This window comes from Brevibacillus sp. 7WMA2, assembly GCF_010748895.1.
GTDB lineage: Bacteria > Bacillota > Bacilli > Brevibacillales > Brevibacillaceae > Brevibacillus_B > Brevibacillus_B halotolerans.
Genome location: NZ_CP048799.1, coordinates 120,474 through 140,647 on the forward strand (window position 1 = coordinate 120,474; position 20,174 = coordinate 140,647).

Here is a 20,174-nt window from a genome sequence, read left to right on the forward strand (position 1 = left end):
ATTATTTACTCTTTAATTGATGTCGCTCTTGATGTCATTCTCCTAATTCTTTTAATGCTTATTCATTTTCTTTGCTTCCCAGAATAATCCTGTCAAACCTTCCATGATACGCTGTCGAGCATTTTCATCTAATGGAATACCATCAAACATCAGATCACCATCTTCTTGAAGCATTTTTCTAAAATCGCGATTATCTTTGAAAGTGGCCCAAAACGGAATTGATTCGCTCATTCCAGCATTGCCAAGCAAAAAGTCTACAGATTCATTGTGGATATCTGCTATTTTTTTATCATTGTAAGATCTGGTTTTAAATGTCATTTTCCCAAGCGTTATATCTAGGACGTTTTACTCCTGACAAATCTGCCATTTGAGCTTGGGGTACATGTCGTTTGTTCCTTAGTTTTGTTATGGGTTCTCCGATTTTCATAAGTGTTGTCCTCAACGAATCGTTGCATACATCTTCTACAAGGGAGATGGTGCTTATGGAAGGTGGAAGAACGAGACCGGAAATTTGGGCAATCGGTAGACGGGAACCATCAAAAGAGGCTCTTGACCGATTCATTGAGATTTACCTTGATATTCTTACAGAGAACGAGCGCAAAGGAAAAGAAGTGGCTATGAAAGCTGAGAAGGATAGTGAATCAAGCGACTCCTAAGGGGTCGTAAACATGGACAAGTTATGATAAGGAAGATAGCTGAAGACGATGATAAAAAACGTACTCTTTGGATGGCTGTAAACTCCGTATACAGAGAACGTCAATTACAGATCGCACAGGAACATTCTCGGCAGTCGATTTACACATTCCATACGAAAGAACTCCGTAAAGAACGCGAAATGATCATAAAGCAGTTTGAAGGTTAGTCACCTACGAGTGGCTATTTTTATATCAATAATGAATATTCTTATCATAAGTATATTGAAAAGGCAGAATTAACGGAGTATTATATATTCATAATCTTTTATGTAATTTTTTTACAATAAAGGTTAATTGTTGAAATTAGGAGGAGGATGGTCAAAATGAAAGTTGGACGTAAGTTTTTAATTTCATTAATGGGATTGTCTCTGATGTTATCAACAGGAGCGACAGGAGCATTAGCGAGTGAAAATGTAACCAACACCCCAAACCAATTTCCACCAAGTATTCATAAGTCTGAAAAAAGCGTTCTTCCAGTAGATGTTGCCCGTGAGAATTTTGTTAAAGACACACTTTACCATGCATTTTACCAAGTGGGTCAAGGAAAAAAGAATGTGGTGGTTTATAATTTAAATCAAAGATATTCTCATAATCTACAAGGCATTCAAACATCTTATACAGTGCGTTATGGTAACATTCTTTATGGAGTGTGGGTTTTCACAGATGGTGAATTCTGGAATAACGGGGATGGCGGATGGATTAACGGGGGGTATCAAGGTAGTTTTGACAGATATGCAGGATATGTACGATTCCATAGAATAAGTTAAAATCCCGTTTGAGGGGATGGCTAGATCAAGGCAATCAGTTGACTTAATGTAAAAAGATTGAAAGCGAGCTGCTGCAAATCGGCATCATGATTAATCTTGATGTAGATGCACTGGCTCGCTTTTTATATGCTCGAAAGATGTATATAAAAGTTACAGATGCCTTGTTACAAACGGAATTGACAGTGTAGCGTAAACAAGCAATTCATGATGATAATAGGGCAGTAATTGACAAGAACGAATGAGAGGAAGCAAATGCAGTTACGAAGATGGATACTCAGGAAAATATTATGTTGGACAAGTCCAAATTTACGGATCGGACAATTGGCAGACGAGTTGAAGGTTGCTAGTGGTCAAAAAGCACAAAATAATGGCGTCTAGTGACATAAATATAGTCACTATTATGTAAGGTTATATTTGAAATTCCTTCGCATAATGATAATATAGCCATATAGCTATATGGTAATTATAAAGGAGGCATTATTCACATGGATTTAATCCAACTTTCTTCGGCCTTAAAAGCATTAGGTGATCCAACCCGGCTTAAAATCATTGCCTTATTAAATCAAAGGGATTGTTGCGTATGTGAATTAGTCCCGATCTTCGGTATTTCTCAACCTTCGATATCTAGGCACATGAGTCGTCTAAAGAACGAGAATTTAGTAAATGAAACACGGAAAGGGCAATGGGTCTTTTACTCTTTGAATCGTTCAACTATGGAGAAAATCGGTTTGTCTCTTGCACAGCTACCTGATTGCACCTCAGATTTTGAGAAATTGAAAGAAGCAAACTTACAGATTACTTGCGATTAAACCCTCTACTAAAAAGAAAGGTAAGGGAGATGTAACAATGAGTCATGTAGGGAAAAAACGTCTTTCGTTTTTAGATCGCTACCTAACACTTTGGATTTTTTTGGCTATGGGCATTGGAGTTGGTTTTGGGTTTATCTATCCACAGTTAGTAAATAAGTTAAATAGCTTACAGGTGGGAACCACATCCATTCCCCTTGCAATGGGTCTTATCTTAATGATGTACCCACCACTTGCAAAGGTACGTTATGAAGAAATGGGAAGAGTTTTTAAGGATACTAAGGTTTTAATCCTTTCTCTTGTTCAAAACTGGATTATCGGCCCAATTTTAATGTTTGGTCTTGCCATCTTATTCCTATCAGATAAGCCAGAGTACATGGTCGGCTTAATTATGATTGGCTTGGCACGTTGTATTGCTATGGTAATTGTTTGGAATGATCTTGCCAAAGGAGATACGGAATATGCTGCTGGATTAGTGGCATTTAATTCAGTTTTCCAAATGCTTTTCTTTTCAGTGTATGCCTATTTATTTGTAACTGTCATTCCAGAATGGTTGGGGTTAGAAGGTGCAGTTGTTTCGGTCACTATGGTGGAAGTAGCGAAGACTGTCATGGTTTACCTAGGAGTTCCATTTCTTGCAGGGATGCTGACACGTTTTACTCTTGTAAAAGTAAAAGGGCGCCACTGGTATGAAAACGAGTTTATTCCTAAAATTAGTCCCATCACCCTAATTGCTTTACTCTTCACCATTATCGTGATGTTTTCCTTAAAAGGCGATGCCATTATCAGCTTACCACTCGATGTAGTTCGTATTGCAATCCCATTACTAATTTATTTTGTACTCATGTTTTTTCTTTCTTTCTTTATGGGAAAGAAAATGGGAGCAAGCTACCCAGTTACAACAACACTTGCTTTTACGGCAGGTAGTAATAACTTTGAACTTGCGATCGCTGTTGCAGTAGGAGTGTTTGGTATTCACTCCGGTGCTGCCTTTGCAGCAGTTATTGGCCCATTAGTAGAAGTACCAGTCATGATTGCACTAGTAAATGTGGCTTTCTGGTTTAAACGAATGTATTTTACTGAACAGAAAACGTAAATTATAGGAGCCTGTCGATTCGGGTAAGGGTTGCAAGTGGACAGGAGCCGCAGAAAAAAAAGTAAACAGTTACTAGAAACGAGAAAACGTCCGAATGCGAGGGAGATTCGGACGTTTTACATAATGATTTTTTAGTTAAGATTAAAAGGGACAGCTACTCTTCTTTATCCTTTTTTTTGTAAATCTTATCCAAAAGGATAGAAACAAACAAGGTTACTACGAAGCTAATTAAGTAACGAACAGGCTCTCTGATAAACCAATTATCAGCTATATTCATATCCTTTGTAATTTGCATAGTAGCATATACAGAAAAGATAATTAGAACCAACTTTAAAGTCTCTGTGTTCATTTTATCTCCTTTCTGTTTATTAAATGATAGCGTAAACGATACCTTCTACAATATAACCGCAAGTTTTTGCAACCCACCCCCAAACATATGGCTCCAGGGCTTTGGTTACAGTTTCACGTATTTCTTCTAATGGACCCAATAAAATTATGCCATTCCAAAGAGTAAGCCATTTCTCTTCAGAAAGTTTTTCTTTTAAAATATCAGGGAATTTAGAATACATCTTTTTCGGTAACTCTTTTTTCACATACCCTTTCCCAAAATATTTCATTAGCTTTGATCCAAGAGAAACAAAACCCTGTGCTTCAAGTTGTGCAGGCTCTTTTACTACTACTCTTGGTGTAGTTTCTAAAATGTCCTTAGCAGTTTCTTGGATGATTTTATCCATCTCTTGTTTCGACATTGGAGTTTGGTAAGAAACTGATTGTGACACTTTTTCTTGAGCAAACGCGCTGGTCGCCGGAGCTATAGCAGTCCCTAGAAAACCAACCGTAGATAAAATTGCAATTCCTTTAATAAACTTTTTGTTCATCATAAAGTGTAACCTCTTTTCCTAATGTTTTCAATAAAGTGATATTTTTACATTAGCGATTTCATTTTCAAATAAAAGAAATGAATTGTCTCATATTAACATGTTGTAAACCTCCTAGAAGGTCTTTAGTGAATAGCTGAAAAGCGGCTTTTTAATTATGCCCCCTACTGGGTTTCGTAACGTTTTCCGTACAGCTTATTCATATCGACCAACTAGCGTCTAAGCTTCTGTAAATCATCTTTCGATTGGGTGTTTTCCATTTCACATTCCTTTATTTGAGTGATACAATTAATCCGAATAACAATTTTTGTTATTCACGACAGGGGCGTTCCAATTAGTTTGATGGCTAGGGGAACGTCCTTTTGAAGTGTAAACAAACCTAATTCTAATCCCTCCTTTCTTCCTCTTGTGCAATATTTTACCAACCGTATTGTTTTTTCTACAAAATAGAAAAAAGTCGAAACACTCAACAAAATTTGACAAACTATTACATAATTCGCACCTTGGTATAAATAAAAAGAACACCACTCTGTAAAAAGTGTGGTGTCCACTGGAAAAATTTCAAAGGATTAATGTCCAGGGTCTTCGTTATAACCTTTTGAGCTGAATACGTTTCTGGATATGATTCCGTAAATTTATAGTACATACCGAACTAGTCCGCCTTCCCGCCAATCCCAAATTAACTATAATTCAAAGTGAAATGATGAGGTTCATTTACCTGTTGTAAAGTTAACTTCAGATGAGCAAAATTAATGATCGGATCTTGCCCACCCTGTTGATCGACATAAATGCTGGTCTCGGACCCCACCAATGCGACATCAATGCCATTAGATAGCAGGGAGGTCATTGTTTTGTCGCCACCCCAAGTAGTTATGACTTCGACCTCCAAGCCCTCTTCTTTGAAAAATCCCTTTTCTAAAGCAACGTATTGTGGAGCGTAGAAAAGAGAGCGTGTAACCTCTCCTACTCGGAGCTTATTGGTATCGCTACTGGAACAGCCGGTCAAAAAGCTGAAAAGCCCTAGGCAAAGAATAATGCCTAGGATAAGGAATTGTTTCATCAAAAAACCTCCTAGGCGTTTCGTTTTACTCTAACCTATGCCAGATTGCGGTGAATGGTGAAAGTGAAAAAAATAGTAAGAGGTATGAATCATGATGCCTTTCGGAACTGTAATGGTAGAAGGTTAGATGAAATTTTGCTCCAAATATGATAAGATTGGTAAAATATGCACGTGGATTTTACATAAAGGATGGAGGTGGATAGGGCATGCAGATTGTTTTTCTTGGAACTAGCTCAGGCGCCCCTACCACTAAGCGGAATGTATCGGGTATCGGACTTCGTCTCATGGATCGAGGCGCGTGGTGGCTCATTGACTGTGGGGAAGGTACGCAACACCAAATCATGCGTTCTGTGCTGAATATTTCGCAGTTGGAAAAGATATTTATTACGCATTTGCATGGCGATCATTTATACGGATTAATTGGCATGCTTGCCAGTCGTTCTCTACGTGGGGCTGAAACAGGCGGAATTACGCTATATGGTCCAAAAGGCATTGATGAGTATGTACAAGCCATCATGCGTATTAGTCCCGTTCATTTACAGTATCCCCTAATCATTAAAGTGGTGGAGGAAGGAATTATTTACGAGGATGATACCATTGTCGTGGAAGCGGCAAAGGTGAAGCATCGCGTTCCAGCCTTTGCCTATTCGATGACAGAGAAGCCACGTCCTGGTGCGTTTAAGATTGAATTAGCAAAAGAGGCGGGTATTCCTAAAGGGCCCATGTATGCTCAGCTTAAAGCGGGAGGGACTGTTCAATTAGAGGATGGCAGGGTTTTTCATGGTAAAGACTTTGTTCACCCACCTCAGCCAGGCCTTAAGGTTGCATTTAGTGGCGATACAATACCTTGTCAGAATATGGTGCGTTTAGCCCAAGGAGCAGATATGCTTGTGCACGAATCTACCTATGTTCATCAGCATCTGGAATTAGCTGAACGAAGTGGGCATTCCACAGCAAAACAAGCGGCAGAAATCGCTGTTGCAGCAGAAGCAAAAGGCTTATTGCTTACCCATTTGAGCCCACGTTATGATATTGAAGACGGACCGATTACTCTTGATGATATGCTACAGGAAGCGCAGGAGGTTTTTCTGAACAGCCAGATCGCTCAGGATTTGTGTGTTTATGAGGTAAAAAGAACGCGTTTGCTGTAACGTAAATGCTTGATAAGAATTAGGTAAACCCTTGTAGCATAAATAATAGTACTGCAAGGGTTTTTCCATTTGAAAGAAGAAATAATTGAATTAAATAAATATTTTTAATTGGTAATGATTATCATTTAAGGTATAATTATCTTAGTTAAATCCTTTCAATGCATGCTGTAAAAAGGAGGGAGTAAAGATGAATCTACCTATAGATTTCACGGTACAAACAAAAGCGCAGTTGCGAGAGGTAGTCGGCTCGCCGTCTGAGGCTTTACTAGAAAAAATATTACCTAGCTTAGAGGAACAAAGCCGCTACTTTATTCAGCATTCGTCCATTGTATGTGCTACAACTAAGCAAAGGAATCATTTCTTGCATGGGTCTATGTTTGGCGGGGAAAAGGGCTTTGTCCGTTTTATTGCTGAGAATAGTTTGCTTATCCCCATAAAAGAAGCTGGCGACTACATGCGTTTGATTGAAAATATCAATGCGAATCCATTCATCGGGCTGCTATTTTTTATCCAAGGAGTAAGCGAAACCCTACGAGTTAATGGCAGGGCCAGCATTGTTAAAGAGAAAGCACTTCTAACCGCCCATTTTCCAGCAGATCAGCAGCTCACAGCAGCGATCCGGGTAGATGTCGAGGAATGCTTTTTTCATTGTGCCAAAGCCTTTATTCGCTCCAAGCTGTGGGATTCTACAACCTATCTACCTAGCTATCATACAGAGATGTCTTCAGCAAGTGACTTCTTCTACCAGCACACGATTCTAAGCGAACAAATGCAATCCTTTATTACACACGCTCCATTCATTTGTGTCGGCACCAGTCAAATGGAAGGAGGAGCTGATATATCGCCCAAAGGTGATCCGGCGGGCTTTGTACAAATACTAGATGAACGTACCATTTTGATTCCCGATCGTCCTGGTAACAAAATTTGCGATAATTTTGAGAATATACTTGTTAATCCATCTATATGTGTTCTCTTTTTTGTTCCAGGTGTAGATCATATCCTCCATGTTCAAGGCAAAGCTTCTATTGTAAAGGAAGCCAAAATATTAGAACCTCTCTCAATAGCAGGAAAACGCCCGGCGCTAGGAATATGGATAGAACTTCAACAAGTGACCTTAGCTTACTCGCAAGCAATGGTGGATGCGGGATTATGGAATCCGGCTAATCAAATAGATCGAAAGATGTTCCCAACGATGGGAGAGATGGTGATGAAACAACTAGCTCATTCAAAATTAACAAAGGGAATGAGTGCCAAGGCCTTTGATGACATGGTCAGCCAAGAGTACAAGCAGCATTTATATTAAGTGGGGATGAATCGGATAGATGCTACTGACCGACTTTTACAATTAGGCAGCAGGAAACGAAGATTATTAAAAGAGATGAGCTGCTACTGCCTCGGCATCATCAGCTTCCAACACACGTAAGGACTTTGCAGGTGGGGCAGGGAGAGTTGAGGGTGGACGTTTTTTGCTAATCCCGAAAGGAGGAGCGATCCCTTCTAGGAGAAATCCTGATAGCATCCACTACTAATATGACAAGTCTAAAGACAGAAGATAGAGTTATCGTTGATGGCGGACAGGTGGGTGTTCGCCTTCTATATTTTAGGGCATTATTGCTTCGATGTTAAAAGGAAAATGTTTAACCCGGAGAAAAATTTATGAAATGCCACTAACACGTGCTAAAGCACGATCTATCCTAAACATTACAGAACGGATGCTACTGCTTTGAAGTAATACTAATGGCGTCATTGTTCGTCCCTGTTGGCGTTCGGCGTTGTAATCATATCGGTATGACGCGCATTCTGTAAATTTAGGATAGATACATACTTTATAAGCCAGGGGTAACATAGAGCTTACTTACAGACCTCTCCCTTTATATGCTGGCTACTTTTTTGTAAAATAGTGCTTTTTTCTCATGGATATACAATATATTTACTTTTTTAAAAATGTTTAGTGAAACAGTACAGCAGAAAGAGCAAGCTCGCTTATCGATGCATTGCAAATTTTGACGTTTTGCCAATACGTTTCGGCTTAAAATTAACCAAAACGATGCTTCCAGTAATCAATAAAAGTCCAACAATCAGCTTATATGTCACCTGTTCATGTAAGAAAAGCACGCTGAACATGACGGAGATGAGTGGAATGAGAAAGGTAAAAGCGCCCACCTTACTGGCTTCGATTGTTGCGAGCAGTTGAAAATAAACTAGCCAGCCCAATGCAATGACGAAAATTGAGATAAAAAGAGTAACAATGATAAACGAGGTATTCCAAGCAATATCAGACCAGCTCTCAATGGCTGAACCTGAACCCAGCATGACGATGCCGCCAATTGTAATTTGTAGGGCTGTCATCCAAACAGAGTCGACCTGATCTGCTGTTTTTTTCGTATAAACCGTCCCACAGGCCCAGCTAATGGCAGAGGCGATAGCGAATATAATCCCCCATGCTGACATATTCCCAGTAAACCCATCGGTAGTTAATGAGGCAACGCCGAAAAATCCGAGTAAAAGACCGAGAATTTTTAATCCGTACATGGATTCTCCAAGCCAAATCCAGGAAAAAACCCCGAGTAGCACAGGCTGAAGGAATACGATAGCCGAGAACAATCCGGCAGGCATGTACTGTAAGCCAATGGTTTGAAAGCCATAGTAGAGTATGATGTTCAAAGCTGAGGAAATGAGATAGATATGCCACGTTCCTTTTAAATGAAGCTGTTTTCGTTTCCATACAGCAAAGGAAATGAGAAGAAGGCCGCCGATAAATGTCCTCAAGCCAGCGAACAGCAGTGGCGGGGTATAGGTTAATGCGTATTTGGAAAGCGGCCAATTAACGCCCCACATAAGAACCAAAAATGCGAGATATAGACCTGCCTTTATACGAGATTGTTGAAGCATGTATATGTCACTCCTTGTCTTGGTGTCATTGTACATGATAAAATGATTTCTCATATAAATAAAATGAATGTTTTTTATAGGGGGCATATCATTTTTGTTATGACACATGCACAAATAGAGTTATTCGTCAAAATTGCGGATACTGGGAGCTTCACCAAAGCAGGTCTAGAACTAAATATGACGCAGCCTGCCGTCAGTCGTGCCATCTCTACACTTGAAGCGGAGCTGGATGTAACTCTTCTGATTCGGGATCGGAAAAACGGTATTATGCTTACCGATGTGGGAAAGCGAATTTTAGTTTTATTTCGGGATATTTTACAGTCCTTCGAAAAAGTACACCAGGAAATTGCAAGTGAAAAAGGTCTTGAAATCGGCACGATACGTGTTGGTGCATTTCCAGTGGCGTCTGCTCACTTTTTACCCAAAATAATTAAGGTCATGGCTGAACAATATCCTCAGTTGGAGTTTGTGATCTATGAAGGAACCATCGATGAAATTAAAGAGTGGCTAGAAACCCGGGTAATCGATGTTGGTTTAATTATCCCGCCGGACGATGAATTTGAAACGATACCGTTATTTCGAGAGAGAATGTATGCGGTGATAAGAGATGACCATCCCCTGCAAAATCGCCCAGTTATCTCTGTCAAAGATTTGAGCAACGAGCCGTTGATTAGCTGTAAATCAGGTTACGAGCCGCCTATTGTTGATTTGTTTAATCGAGCACGAGTAGACCTGAGGATTCGATTTGTGGTCAGAAACGTCAACTCAGCGCTAAGTATGGTACAGGAGGGACTTGGAATTGCGGTGCTGTCGGAATTATCGCTTTGGGCGCTTCCGCCTAATGTTCTCAAAAAAGAACTGGAGCCAGAAGCATTTAGAGACATTCGTTTGGCAGTTCCTTCATTGAAGGAGTCTTCCAATGCCGTTCAAACGTTTATCCAAACAGCACGTAAGCTCTTTGCCTAAAGCTTTTAAAAGGGGGCTTATTGCTGTACAGATAAAGCAAAGGAGTGAGGAATACCAGCCTCACTCCTTTTATTATGCAAGATGGGGTTTAAATAAGGATTATCCATTAATGTTCAGCTTTTTTGTCGCAATAGAATCGGGTATCTTTCGCGAAAATAGTTCAAATTATAATGTTTTGAAAAATTTTTTGAAAAGTTTAAGAGGGGTCTCCTTTATTTTTCGTTATATATAAATGAACAGACAAAAAGGTAAGAGCTGCGCAGCCCCTTTTTGGAATGGGAGGATAGTCAATGCAGGAAGATGAGGAGATTATAGAGCAAATCTTACAGGGTAACAAAGAAATCTATGCTCAAATTATTCATAAATATAAGGGTAAAGTGGCTTCCATCCTTACGAAAATGCTAGGTCATACATCAAATATACAAGACATTGTTCAAGAGATTTTTATTAAGGCATACTACCATTTGCCAGAATATCAATCACAACAAAAATTTTCGGCATGGCTATATCGTATCTCCATTAATCGTGGACTAGATGAGGTACGCATGCGAAAAAGAACCCCGTTAGTTAGTGACCTAACCTTTGAAATAATGGATAGCTATACACCTGAAAAAGCCTATCTGGACAAGGAGCAAAAAGAGTTTTTGCAGCATCTTTTATTACGTGTTGACGACGAGTATCAAACCATTCTTGAGATGCACTATATTCAGGATTTAAGCTACAAAGAAATTAGTGAAAAATTATGTGTATCGATGAGTACGGTAAGAATGCGGCTTTCTTATGCTAGAAAAAAGGTAAAGGATGAATTTATTCGGATGAACAAAAGGGGGGAGTTTATTTATGAAGTGCCTAAGCCAAGAGCATCTGATAGCATACATGCACGATAAGCTTCCTGCAACGAAGAGAGAGCAACTAGAAAAACATCTGGATTATTGTAGCGATTGTCAAAAACAGCTAGAGCAATTTGTTAATGAATTGGATAGCATTGGTGATGACGGATGGATAGTCGATTCGTTTTCAGAAACGTTTGAACAAGACATCATAAATAAAATCCACCCTTATCCGGTAAGTGTGTTGAAACAATCAGTCCCACATAAGTTGTCTCCAAAAATGAATTGGAAAAAAAGGAGTATAGACATAATGAAAAAAATGACGATTACGGTAGCTGGATTGGCATTGGTTGTATCTTTAGGAACGCTTGTTTCTCCTACTTTTGCTACCTATGTAAGTGGATTGTATACCGGTCAGACAGATGCTGGTATACATGTTGTTTCGACGAAAAACAGCTTATTTTCTGACTACAAGAAAGCTGATAAAGGTCTTATACATGCTATACAAAAAGGATATTCAAAACCTTTGGATTTGTCTGTTACAGATCATGGGCTTACTTTTGAAGTAAAAGAGGTTCTAGCCGATCCCTTGCGAATTGCCATGGTTATTGGTGTGAAGGATAGCAAGGGAAATCGTTTAGATGCAAGCGAGTTGTATGATGAAGAGGAAATTAGCTTGAAGGATAAAAAGGGAAATGTATTGAAGCCGAATCAGGAGCTTGCTAATGATCCTCTTTATAAGCAGGAATCAGATTTTTGGGCTTACAATATACATGGTGATTATATCGTGCTAGAGCGGACACTATTCGATTTTTATGGGAAAGAAAATGCTTTACCAGATGAAATGAACGTTGAACTTACTGTGAAAAAATTAGGTGAAACGAATGGGAATTGGAAAATACAGGTTCCGATTGAGATGGAAAAGGCCAAAGAGGCAACAAAAATGAAAAAGATTAACCAGGAATATACCAGTCCTCAGGGATTAAAGATTAGTTTGAAAGAGGTCGTTTTTGCTCCAAGTGGTACTCAGCTTATTATGGAGACAACAGCTAAGGGGGCAGATAAAGAGTTTACCTATGAGCTTGTTGATGAACAAGGAAAGAATATGGCTGCATGGGAAAGTCCTTACTTAAGAGGAACGCCTCCTGTTGATGAGCCTCTTTCTGAAAAGAATGGAAGCAGTAATAAAAATGTATTAGATTCTCTCACAGAGCGTATTAGATTAGCAGAAGGATCAGATAGATGGTTCCATACGTTTACCCCTACTTCAGAGAAAATGTCCTTTAGGCTTACCTCACTCTTTCTACGTGAGACAGCCAATTTTCAGGCGAAATTGAACATAGAGAAGCTACAAAAAGAACCTATAAAAGTTGAGGGGCAAGGGAATCCCTTCCGTTTTACAAAGTATAATCAAGACGAAAAAACAGTGAAGGGGGGAAGTAGTATTGATTTTGAAGCGGTTTTCCCAAAAGATTTCATAAACGTGAGTGGATGGAAAATCAAGGATGAAACTGGGGAACGAATAAATAAGGTTTTCCACTCTGAGAAGACAACGATCACCCCAAATGGAAATATCCAATTACAAGGGAAGCTGATATTTGATAATAAAGGCAAGCTTCCAAAAGAGCTTACCATTTCCTATGATAAAGTATTAAAACAAAACCACAATGTACAGTGGGAAGTACCTTTTCATCTAGAGAAATAATGCTAATCGCTACAATAAGTCATATTACCGTTATGTCAAGCTGTCCAATTTGGACGGCTTTTTTTCTTGAAGAAGCAATCTTTAGTAACCGGGTAACATTTTTTCTAAGTTCCCACTTTCGTACACTAGGCATATGGTATAGGCAAAAGCAACAAAACAAGAAGCAGGTGACCAAAAATGTACGAAGGTCTAAGAGAAAACCCGTTTTATCCTGAAGGCGATCTTGGAAAAATGTCATGGCAACCGTATCCTCACCAGCATTTCAATTATCCTTATCCAGATAATTATCCTGACTCTTCTCCTATTACCTTTGTTTTAGTTCACGGTTCTTGGGGGGATTGTAGCTATTGGCATAATACAGTCGAGGAACTGTATCAGATGGGTAACTCAGTATATACTCCAAATTTACCGGGACATGGTAGCGATACAAATAAAGCGGTAACTCACGAAGATTATGTTAGGTCCGTCGTTGATTTTATAGAGAAGAGAAATTTATGTAATATTGTTCTTGTCGGGCATAGCTTCGGGGGAACGGTTATTTCTAAAGTGGCAGAACAGATTCCCAAGCGAATTAGACGGCTGGTGTTTATGGACGCGTTCGTTTTACAGAATGGCTATAGTGTCGCGGACGAGATACCACCCGAGGGAAAGGCTCTCTGGGAGGAGCTTGCCCAAAAATCACCTGACAATACAATTATGCTACCTTTTCTAAATTGGCGGGAAACGTTTATGAATACAGCCGATCTTGAACTGGCTACAGAGATTTATCAAACCGTCACTCCAGAACCAGCGGGGCCATTATTTCAAAAGCTGGATCTGTCGGTATTCGATAGCTTGGATATTCCCAAAAGCTACTACTACCTCACAGAGGATATAGCGGTTCCACAAGGGGAGCAGTATGGATGGCATCCACACATGTCCAACCGACTTGGATTGTTTCGGTTAATTAAATCAAAAGGGGATCATATGACATCCTTTTATACCATGCCGTCCATGATTGCAAAAAATCTGGTCAGAGCAGGTAGAGATTAATGAAAATGTAAGGTATTTTTGCTCATTACTTGATCTATTTTGCTTGGCTTATTCCAAATTGTTTTGGAGTAAGTCTTTTTTGTAAAAAAATTTATTTTCCCTATAAGATTTTTACTTCATTTTGAATAGCAAGGATAGAAGGATTTTACGTAAAGATTTTCTCTTTACCAACGCTCCATTTAATGCCATAATGTCGCCATACAGTGTCAATAATAGACAGGAGTGAAATGAAAGAATGAAACGCATTACTTTTCAAACCCCGAATGAGCTTGCCGATTATGGACGTGAGCGCGATGTAGCAATTACTGTGGAATATCGCGATGAAAATGGAAAGCAACGTCAAGTGATCCTATCTGATGAACGTTTAGCCGAAATTGGAGAGTATTTGGCAAAACCAAATGCTATGGCGTATTTTAAAGAGGAGAAAATCTTCTATGAAGTAAATGCTGCATGGCTTCGAGCCTGATAACAGTAGCACGTTGTATCTGAATACATACTCGATATGGCGTTTTTGTGGGTTTATAGCGCTGTTTATTTGGTTGGATGTACGTCCAACCTCAGCTTTATATTACCTGAATATTCTGTTGATAATAGGGGCCGGGATTTAGCATTACAAGTCTGAACACATGAAGCGGAAACCCTTTGAAAGCAAACAGAAAAAATTAGTTTGAAAATCGGAGCGATTCTTCTCTTGCCTTCGTGAAAAAGTAGTCATAAAACCCATTTTTCCTTTGATAGAAAGGTTCAATGGGTATTTTTGTTTTTATTAGGTATTAGTTATCATGTCGTATAAAAAACGTACGAGAAACATAGTTTTATACTTATTTTCATACACAAAAACCGAGTTGCTTACACCTCAAGCATAGAAATATCACCCGTGTATTTCAGTCGGTTCAAAATCCTGCTGAATACGAAACCAAATGTTTAGATCATTGATTGTACTCGCTAACTCAGCAATTTCAGAATTAAGCTCACACGAACGTTCAAAATCCTCTTCCTGATAGAGCTCCGCTTGTTTTTGGTTAATAACAGCTTCAAGAGCGATCACGCGATCTGGTATTCTAGAACGAATTTCTTCCCATTGCAACAAGATATCGGCCCTCTCAGCAGGATCGTATTCTTCCCATTCCAAATAGAGAAAGGGAATGAGAATGCCAAGCCGCTCCTCATGTTTGAATTCATAACGTACCACGTATCTGACTCCCTTCAGCAAAGCATGCTATAATTATCGTATACGAAAAAGAGCAAATAATATAGAGCTATGCTACATAAAACTGCATATATAGAAAAGCTGATGTATGCAGGATACAGTTATATGAAAGGAATATAATATGAATCAAAAATCTAGAGTCTTAATAGATGCAGATGCTTGTCCCAAAAAGGCTCTCCAGATAGCAGTCGAGCTATGTCAACTATACGGCTATGAGCTGATCACCTTCGCTAGCTATAACCATCAATTTCAGCATGATAATCATGTGGTTGTAGATGCAGGCTCACAAGCAGTGGATATTCGTTTAACGAATGAAGCGAAAGCAGGCGATATCGTGGTGACGCAGGATATTGGTTTGGGCGCTATGGTAATGGGGAAGGGGGCCAGAGCCCTGACACCACATGGTAAAATTTTCACTTCAGATAACATTACATTTGATTTAGAAGTACGTAATGAAAAGGCGAGATTCCGACGTGGCGGTGGACGAACAAAAGGACCGCACGCTAGAACTCCAATGGACGACCAACATTTCCGGGAAGCACTGACGCACCTGATACAGGGGGGAGGCGAGTAGTGATGAAAAAAGACAGGATGCAAGACGCCTCACCCTTTCATAGCAGGTTTTCTCTATTGATAGCAGCTATTTTATTTATCGCTTTCTTTTGGATAACCTATCTGGTCATTGGGCTCGGTTCTCATGTGATGGATGAATGGGGCATCATGATGAGTAAGGAAGTACGCAAGCCCTACTTAACGATTATTATGCATGCTATTACCCAATTGGGAGATGTGTACATTTTAGTGATTGTGGTAGTCCTGTTTGTCACAGGCTGGTGGAAAAAGCATCGGATAGAGTCCTGGTTTTTTCTGGGGACGCTAGCTTTTGGTTTTTTAGGAAAAGAAATTCTAAAAAGAACGATTATGCGCGAGCGGCCTATTGATGTAAATTTGATTGATCTTCCTTCCTCATGGTCCTTCCCTAGTGGGCATACGACATTTAGTACCTTATTTTTTGGAATGGGAGCCTATTTGCTATGGAAGCATCAGCGTGGGCGTACAAACGCATGGATTTGGCCGATGATAGGCATTGCCATTCCTTTATTGGTTGGATGCAGCCGAATTTATTTAGGAGTGCATTTCTTCAGTGATGTTGTGGCAGCTTGGTTATATTCTGCTGGATGTATCCTTGTATCAGCCTATTTGTATGAAAGAAGACAGGCACGAGCTCTAAATTAGGTAAGGCTGAAAAAAAGAAGTGGCCAAACGAACTCTGTTGACATATAAATGGGAAGTATGGTAGGGTAAATATTAATTGTTGAATTTATCTGACTATTACTCAGTAGCTCAATGGTGGAGCAACCGGCTGTTAACCAGTAGGCTGGCGGTTCGAGTCCTGCTGAGGAGCCATGCTCCTGTAGCTCAGTCGGTAGAGCGTTTCCATGGTAAGGAAGAGGTCGCAGGTTCGATTCCTGTCGGGTGCATTCCTTTCTCCGTTATAGATTGATGAGGCGTAACCTAGCAGGGTAGCGTCTCTTTTTATTGAGAAAATTATTTTTTACAGTTTTACTGTTGCTTTTTTCTGGAAAAAAGCGAAATCTGTGTTACAATGATATGCATAAACACTTATATTGTGTTGGTATGCATCAGCCCGCAAAAGAGTTGTTACTTTTGAGAACGATACACGGCTGGAAGAGTCATTTTTCTTCAAAAAACTTCTTACATGGTGAAACCTTTTACCTGTCTGATCGTATACCTTACCTGTCAGTCGAAAAGAGAGGGGAATATATCTTATTATGAAAAGAAACAAGCTATTGATGGTCTTCATGGCATTAGCATTAATGTTTACGACCGTTGGAATAAACGCTCATGAAGTAGACGCAAAGCGCGGTGGTGGATACAAGTCTGGTTCGAAATCATTCCAACCTACACAAAGTACAACTACTCCAAAATCTAATGCAAAGCAAGATCAAAACGTAAACAGCAAAACAAACACTACTGCACCAGCAGCAAATACTGCTAGCAAAAGCGGCGGTTTCATGAAAGGCTTATTGTTTGGTGGATTGGCAGGTATGTTGTTTGGTGGTCTGTTAGGTCACCTAGGTGGTTTTGGAGCGTTTGCGGCTGCATTATTGAATATCCTGATGCTAGTAGGGATTGTCTTGCTGGTGGTTCGTCTCTTCCAGATGGTGCGAAATAATAAAAACAATAATAAATATAAGGAACAGGAAAACCGATGGAAACAATAAGACTATTAGAACAGGATCTTATTAACGCAATTTGTCTTTACATTGCTGAGAAAAGAGAGATCGAACCTTATCAGGTAAATGTCGAACTGATGTGGGATGAGGAATATGGTTATTCTGCCGAAGTGAATGCGAACGAGCGAGAGCAGGTTCTGATTGAGGCCAATATGCTAGAGGCCCTGCGCAAGTACTTGCGTGATCAGATGGAGCTAGATCCATTTTCAGCTCGCATTCAGCTAGATATTGATGATGAAGAGGGCATGATCGCTCTTGTATCCTACAACGAATGATAAAAAGCCACGTGGAGTATCTACACTCTGCGTGGCTTTTTGCGTGTGTAACTACATTTTTAGGTAGCCTATTACGACTTTTTGGCTTCTCTTGTATCATTCATAAATAAACGCCAGAAGTATAGAAAGCCCGGAGTAAGAATAGCAAATCCTACGATATAGACAACAAACATAGCCCGAAAATTATTTGGATGTGTGAAGCCTGATTCGATCGTAACATTTGGATAAACCAAATAAGGAAGATGAGCTACACCATAGGCATAGCTGGCTAACAGGTACTGAATGATAGCAGCAATGGTAGCGAAGCGTGGGAAGCTAAGCCAGCCTTTTCGTCTAGATGTAGCATATAACGATGCGTAAGAGAGTAGGAAAAAGCCAGCAGAAGCGACTAGCCAGCCAGTCTGAGAACGCAAATTGGCATAAATCCAAGAGGCCTCGCTGGACATGGTAATTACGACCGCAATGGCCAGCACAATTGTGATAGGGCCTACAATCCGAGCATCTCTGCGATAAATTTGAAATGCTTCCCGTTCGCCAAGAACATTGGAAAAATCGGCTAGCAAAAGTGAGGAAAGAAAAAGAGTACTAGTAATCGCCAGCCCAATATACATATATTCATGTGGACTTGAAAACAGTCTGAGTAGCTGAAGCTGTTCGTAGCCGTTTTCAAGTGTAATAAAGCCGCCCTGTGTGATTGGCAATACACTGATTAATAGGGCAGGAATCAAGATACCCGTAATGCCTGAGATTATCGACATCATTTTACGATAATCCTCTACTACATGAGAAAAAACCAAGAAGGCACTTCGCAACAACAGCAAGAGCAATATTAAACTGCCAGGTATAATCAATACAGTGCCTAACGTATAGGTAGCTCCCGGGAAAAAGGTAACAAGTGCTATGACGATCAGTACGATAAAGACATTCGTTACTTCCCAAGAGGGAGAAAGATAACGATTAGCGATTTGGGTTGCTTTGGTCTGATCGCGATCCCGATAAATCATAGACCAAAAGCCCGCACCAAAGTCGATGGAAGCAGCGACCGAATAGATAAAGACGAACCCCCACAGCATGGTAACTGCAATAATGGTATCACTCATGCTTCTCCCTCCAAGCTGATGGGATGTCGGCGGAAATAATAACGGAAGACTAGGATTGTTGCGATAGCCATGAACAGATAGATTCCTAAGAATAACAGAAATAGCGCACCTAAGCCCTGTGACTGGGTAGTAGCATCTGCTGTTTTCATCACACGATATAAAATCCAAGGCTGACGGCCGGTACATGCGAAAATCCAGCCAGCCTCAATACCTAGCATAGATAAAGGTCCACTTAGGACAAAAATCCACAATACCCATCGAGGATAATGAGAATGCTTGAGCCATTTTTTCCAAACAAAACCGATAAAACCAACAAAAATGAGTGCACCACCAACCAACACCATAAAATTAAAGAGGGTATGGACAAAGAGTGGAGGCCATTCGTCCCGCGGGAAATCATTTAGCCCTACGACCACCTCATTTGGTGTATTTCCCGCTAGCACACTTAGCACCCAAGGAATTTCAAGTCCATATTTTACTTGCTGTGTCGCCTCATCCGTGATTCCACCGATAACAAGAGGAGCATGGGACTGTGTCTCAAATAAACCCTCTGCCGCGGCCAATTTTTCTGGTTGATATTGATGCAAATGCTGAGCAGAATCATGTCCATTGATCCCTGTCAGTAAGGAAAATGTACCACCGATGACCAGCCCCATTAATAAGGCTTTTTGATGAAAGGCATATTCACGAGACGTTTTATTGACCTTCAGCATTTTATAGGCCGCGATCGATGCAATGACAAACGCACCTGTCATATAGGCGGAAACAACGACATGCCCGGCTGTAACAAAAAAGCTAGGGTTAAAAAATGCTTTCCAAGGGTCGACGTCAACCACTTCTCCATTGACCAAATGAAAGCCGGTCGGAGTCCCTTCAAAGGCGTGAACATTGGTAATGAGCACAGCGGAAGCAGTGGCCCCAATTAAAACAAGTAGTACACTTACAATTCGCATTTTGGGAGAGAGACGGTGTGCTGCATATACATAAATAGATAAAAACAAGGCTTCTAAAAAAAAAGCAAAGATTTCAATTTGGAAGGGGAGAGAGATAACCTTGCCGACGACTTCCATAAAACCGGGCCATAGTAAGGATAATTGCACACCTGAGATCGTTCCAGAGGGAATAGCGATTCCAAGTAAAATGGCCTGTCCTTTGGTCCAGCGCTTTGCCATTAGGGAATAGTCGGCGTCCTTTGTGCGCTGATACAACAGCTCTGCGATTAAAATCATTAACGGCAAGCCAACGCCAAGCGAAGCAAAAATAATATGAAAGCCCATCGTCATACCAAAGGTGCTTCTGGCGATCAGAATTTGATCCATATCCCAACAACCTTTCTCCGTAACAAGTTCCTCCTTACCTTTGCATTTTTTTCCTGTTATTATGCATGAAGGTTGGAAAAAGGCTCCATTTGGCTTTCAATATTGACCCCACCATCGCTATACCTATCGTTCTA

At 40.1% G+C, this 20,174-nt stretch carries 23 protein-coding genes, 1 tRNA gene and 2 pseudogenes; 17 read left to right on the forward strand and 9 right to left on the reverse strand.

Going from position 1 to position 20,174, the window contains the following annotated elements; all coding sequences use genetic code 11:
- Positions 1 to 51 precede the first annotated feature (51 nt).
- On the reverse strand, positions 52 to 318 hold the full coding sequence (locus GOP56_RS24280; protein WP_371807977.1) for a hypothetical protein: 267 nt from the start codon (positions 316 to 318) through the stop codon (positions 52 to 54).
- Positions 308 to 562 (reverse strand): helix-turn-helix domain-containing protein, encoded by a 255-nt coding sequence (locus GOP56_RS24285; RefSeq protein WP_371807978.1) that lies wholly within the window; start codon positions 560 to 562, stop codon positions 308 to 310. The genes GOP56_RS24280 and GOP56_RS24285 overlap by 11 nt, the downstream gene beginning before the upstream one ends.
- Here GOP56_RS24285 and GOP56_RS00625 point away from each other — a divergent pair.
- From GOP56_RS00625 to arsB, 5 genes and pseudogenes are all read left to right on the forward strand, one after another.
- Entirely contained in the window at positions 483 to 656 is a 174-nt protein-coding gene (locus GOP56_RS00625; RefSeq protein ID WP_233882704.1) for a hypothetical protein, read from the forward strand. The two genes, GOP56_RS24285 and GOP56_RS00625, sit on opposite strands and share 80 nt — an antisense overlap.
- 362 nt (positions 657 to 1,018) lie before the next feature.
- Complete coding sequence (locus tag GOP56_RS00630) at positions 1,019 to 1,462, forward strand: hypothetical protein (RefSeq protein WP_003338054.1); 444 nt, start codon at positions 1,019 to 1,021, stop codon at positions 1,460 to 1,462.
- Between the two features lie 50 nt (positions 1,463 to 1,512).
- Positions 1,513 to 1,632 (forward strand): annotated as a pseudogene (locus GOP56_RS23635) (phage terminase small subunit P27 family); the annotation flags it as partial.
- 315 nt (positions 1,633 to 1,947) lie between these two features.
- The gene (locus GOP56_RS00635) at positions 1,948 to 2,271 is read left to right on the forward strand and encodes an ArsR/SmtB family transcription factor (protein WP_163244215.1); all 324 of its coding nucleotides are present in this window, start codon (positions 1,948 to 1,950) and stop codon (positions 2,269 to 2,271) included.
- Between the two features lie 37 nt (positions 2,272 to 2,308).
- Positions 2,309 to 3,364: an ACR3 family arsenite efflux transporter gene (gene arsB, locus GOP56_RS00640; RefSeq protein WP_163244216.1), complete on the forward strand. Its 1,056-nt coding sequence runs from the start codon at positions 2,309 to 2,311 to the stop codon at positions 3,362 to 3,364.
- Between the two features lie 154 nt (positions 3,365 to 3,518).
- Here arsB and GOP56_RS00645 read toward each other — a convergent pair whose 3' ends face one another.
- The 3 genes and pseudogenes from GOP56_RS00645 to GOP56_RS00655 form a co-directional block, all read right to left on the reverse strand.
- Positions 3,519 to 3,713: a hypothetical protein gene (locus GOP56_RS00645; RefSeq protein ID WP_101667863.1), complete on the reverse strand. Its 195-nt coding sequence runs from the start codon at positions 3,711 to 3,713 to the stop codon at positions 3,519 to 3,521.
- Between the two features lie 19 nt (positions 3,714 to 3,732).
- Complete coding sequence (locus tag GOP56_RS00650; RefSeq protein ID WP_163244217.1) at positions 3,733 to 4,245, reverse strand: hypothetical protein; 513 nt, start codon at positions 4,243 to 4,245, stop codon at positions 3,733 to 3,735.
- Positions 4,246 to 4,969: 724 nt separating this feature from the next.
- Positions 4,970 to 5,302 (reverse strand): annotated as a pseudogene (locus GOP56_RS00655) (ABC transporter substrate-binding protein); the annotation flags it as partial.
- A gap of 206 nt (positions 5,303 to 5,508) precedes the next feature.
- Here GOP56_RS00655 and rnz point away from each other — a divergent pair.
- Complete coding sequence (gene rnz, locus GOP56_RS00660) at positions 5,509 to 6,453, forward strand: ribonuclease Z (RefSeq protein ID WP_003338045.1); 945 nt, start codon at positions 5,509 to 5,511, stop codon at positions 6,451 to 6,453.
- A 187-nt stretch (positions 6,454 to 6,640) separates the two neighbouring features.
- Positions 6,641 to 7,756 carry an MSMEG_1061 family FMN-dependent PPOX-type flavoprotein gene (locus tag GOP56_RS00665; RefSeq protein WP_163244218.1) on the forward strand — a complete coding sequence of 372 codons (1,116 nt, stop codon included), beginning with the start codon at positions 6,641 to 6,643 and terminating at the stop codon, positions 7,754 to 7,756.
- 680 nt (positions 7,757 to 8,436) lie between these two features.
- Here the strand turns inward: GOP56_RS00665 and GOP56_RS00670 are convergent.
- Positions 8,437 to 9,345, reverse strand: coding sequence for a DMT family transporter (locus GOP56_RS00670; RefSeq protein WP_163244219.1), 909 nt, complete (start codon positions 9,343 to 9,345; stop codon positions 8,437 to 8,439).
- Between the two features lie 99 nt (positions 9,346 to 9,444).
- Between GOP56_RS00670 and GOP56_RS00675 the strand changes: the two genes are divergently transcribed.
- The 5 genes from GOP56_RS00675 (at position 9,445) to GOP56_RS00695 (ending at position 14,344) form a co-directional block, all read left to right on the forward strand.
- Positions 9,445 to 10,311 (forward strand): LysR family transcriptional regulator, encoded by an 867-nt coding sequence (locus tag GOP56_RS00675; protein ID WP_022585003.1) that lies wholly within the window; start codon positions 9,445 to 9,447, stop codon positions 10,309 to 10,311.
- 290 nt (positions 10,312 to 10,601) lie between these two features.
- Positions 10,602 to 11,198 carry an RNA polymerase sigma factor gene (locus GOP56_RS00680; protein ID WP_163244220.1) on the forward strand — a complete coding sequence of 199 codons (597 nt, stop codon included), beginning with the start codon at positions 10,602 to 10,604 and terminating at the stop codon, positions 11,196 to 11,198.
- Positions 11,152 to 12,846, forward strand: coding sequence for a DUF4179 domain-containing protein (locus GOP56_RS00685; protein WP_163244221.1), 1,695 nt, complete (start codon positions 11,152 to 11,154; stop codon positions 12,844 to 12,846). Before GOP56_RS00680 ends, GOP56_RS00685 begins: the two co-directional genes overlap by 47 nt.
- A 177-nt stretch (positions 12,847 to 13,023) precedes the next feature.
- Positions 13,024 to 13,878 (forward strand): alpha/beta hydrolase, encoded by an 855-nt coding sequence (locus GOP56_RS00690; RefSeq protein ID WP_163244222.1) that lies wholly within the window; start codon positions 13,024 to 13,026, stop codon positions 13,876 to 13,878.
- 235 nt (positions 13,879 to 14,113) lie between these two features.
- Positions 14,114 to 14,344: a hypothetical protein gene (locus tag GOP56_RS00695; RefSeq protein ID WP_003338034.1), complete on the forward strand. Its 231-nt coding sequence runs from the start codon at positions 14,114 to 14,116 to the stop codon at positions 14,342 to 14,344.
- A gap of 405 nt (positions 14,345 to 14,749) precedes the next feature.
- On the opposite strand, the gene GOP56_RS00700 is transcribed toward GOP56_RS00695, so the two are convergent.
- Positions 14,750 to 15,070: a hypothetical protein gene (locus tag GOP56_RS00700; RefSeq protein ID WP_163244223.1), complete on the reverse strand. Its 321-nt coding sequence runs from the start codon at positions 15,068 to 15,070 to the stop codon at positions 14,750 to 14,752.
- Positions 15,071 to 15,209: 139 nt separating this feature from the next.
- Between GOP56_RS00700 and GOP56_RS00705 the strand changes: the two genes are divergently transcribed.
- From GOP56_RS00705 to GOP56_RS00725, 5 genes are all read left to right on the forward strand, one after another.
- Positions 15,210 to 15,662 carry a YaiI/YqxD family protein gene (locus tag GOP56_RS00705; protein WP_003338030.1) on the forward strand — a complete coding sequence of 151 codons (453 nt, stop codon included), beginning with the start codon at positions 15,210 to 15,212 and terminating at the stop codon, positions 15,660 to 15,662.
- Positions 15,663 to 15,664: 2 nt separating this feature from the next.
- A complete protein-coding gene (locus tag GOP56_RS00710) occupies positions 15,665 to 16,324 on the forward strand; it encodes a phosphatase PAP2 family protein (protein WP_163244224.1) in 660 nt (219 codons plus the stop codon).
- Between the two features lie 172 nt (positions 16,325 to 16,496).
- Positions 16,497 to 16,569 (forward strand) — tRNA-Thr (locus GOP56_RS00715).
- 312 nt (positions 16,570 to 16,881) lie between these two features.
- Positions 16,882 to 17,334 (forward strand): hypothetical protein, encoded by a 453-nt coding sequence (locus GOP56_RS00720; protein ID WP_003338027.1) that lies wholly within the window; start codon positions 16,882 to 16,884, stop codon positions 17,332 to 17,334.
- Positions 17,322 to 17,621 (forward strand): YxcD family protein, encoded by a 300-nt coding sequence (locus GOP56_RS00725; RefSeq protein WP_003338026.1) that lies wholly within the window; start codon positions 17,322 to 17,324, stop codon positions 17,619 to 17,621. Before GOP56_RS00720 ends, GOP56_RS00725 begins: the two co-directional genes overlap by 13 nt.
- Before the next feature lie 71 nt (positions 17,622 to 17,692).
- Here GOP56_RS00725 and GOP56_RS00730 read toward each other — a convergent pair whose 3' ends face one another.
- Entirely contained in the window at positions 17,693 to 18,721 is a 1,029-nt protein-coding gene (locus tag GOP56_RS00730; protein ID WP_003344257.1) for a cytochrome d ubiquinol oxidase subunit II, read from the reverse strand.
- Positions 18,718 to 20,040: a cytochrome ubiquinol oxidase subunit I gene (locus GOP56_RS00735; protein ID WP_003344256.1), complete on the reverse strand. Its 1,323-nt coding sequence runs from the start codon at positions 20,038 to 20,040 to the stop codon at positions 18,718 to 18,720. Before GOP56_RS00735 ends, GOP56_RS00730 begins: the two co-directional genes overlap by 4 nt.
- Positions 20,041 to 20,174 lie beyond the last annotated feature (134 nt).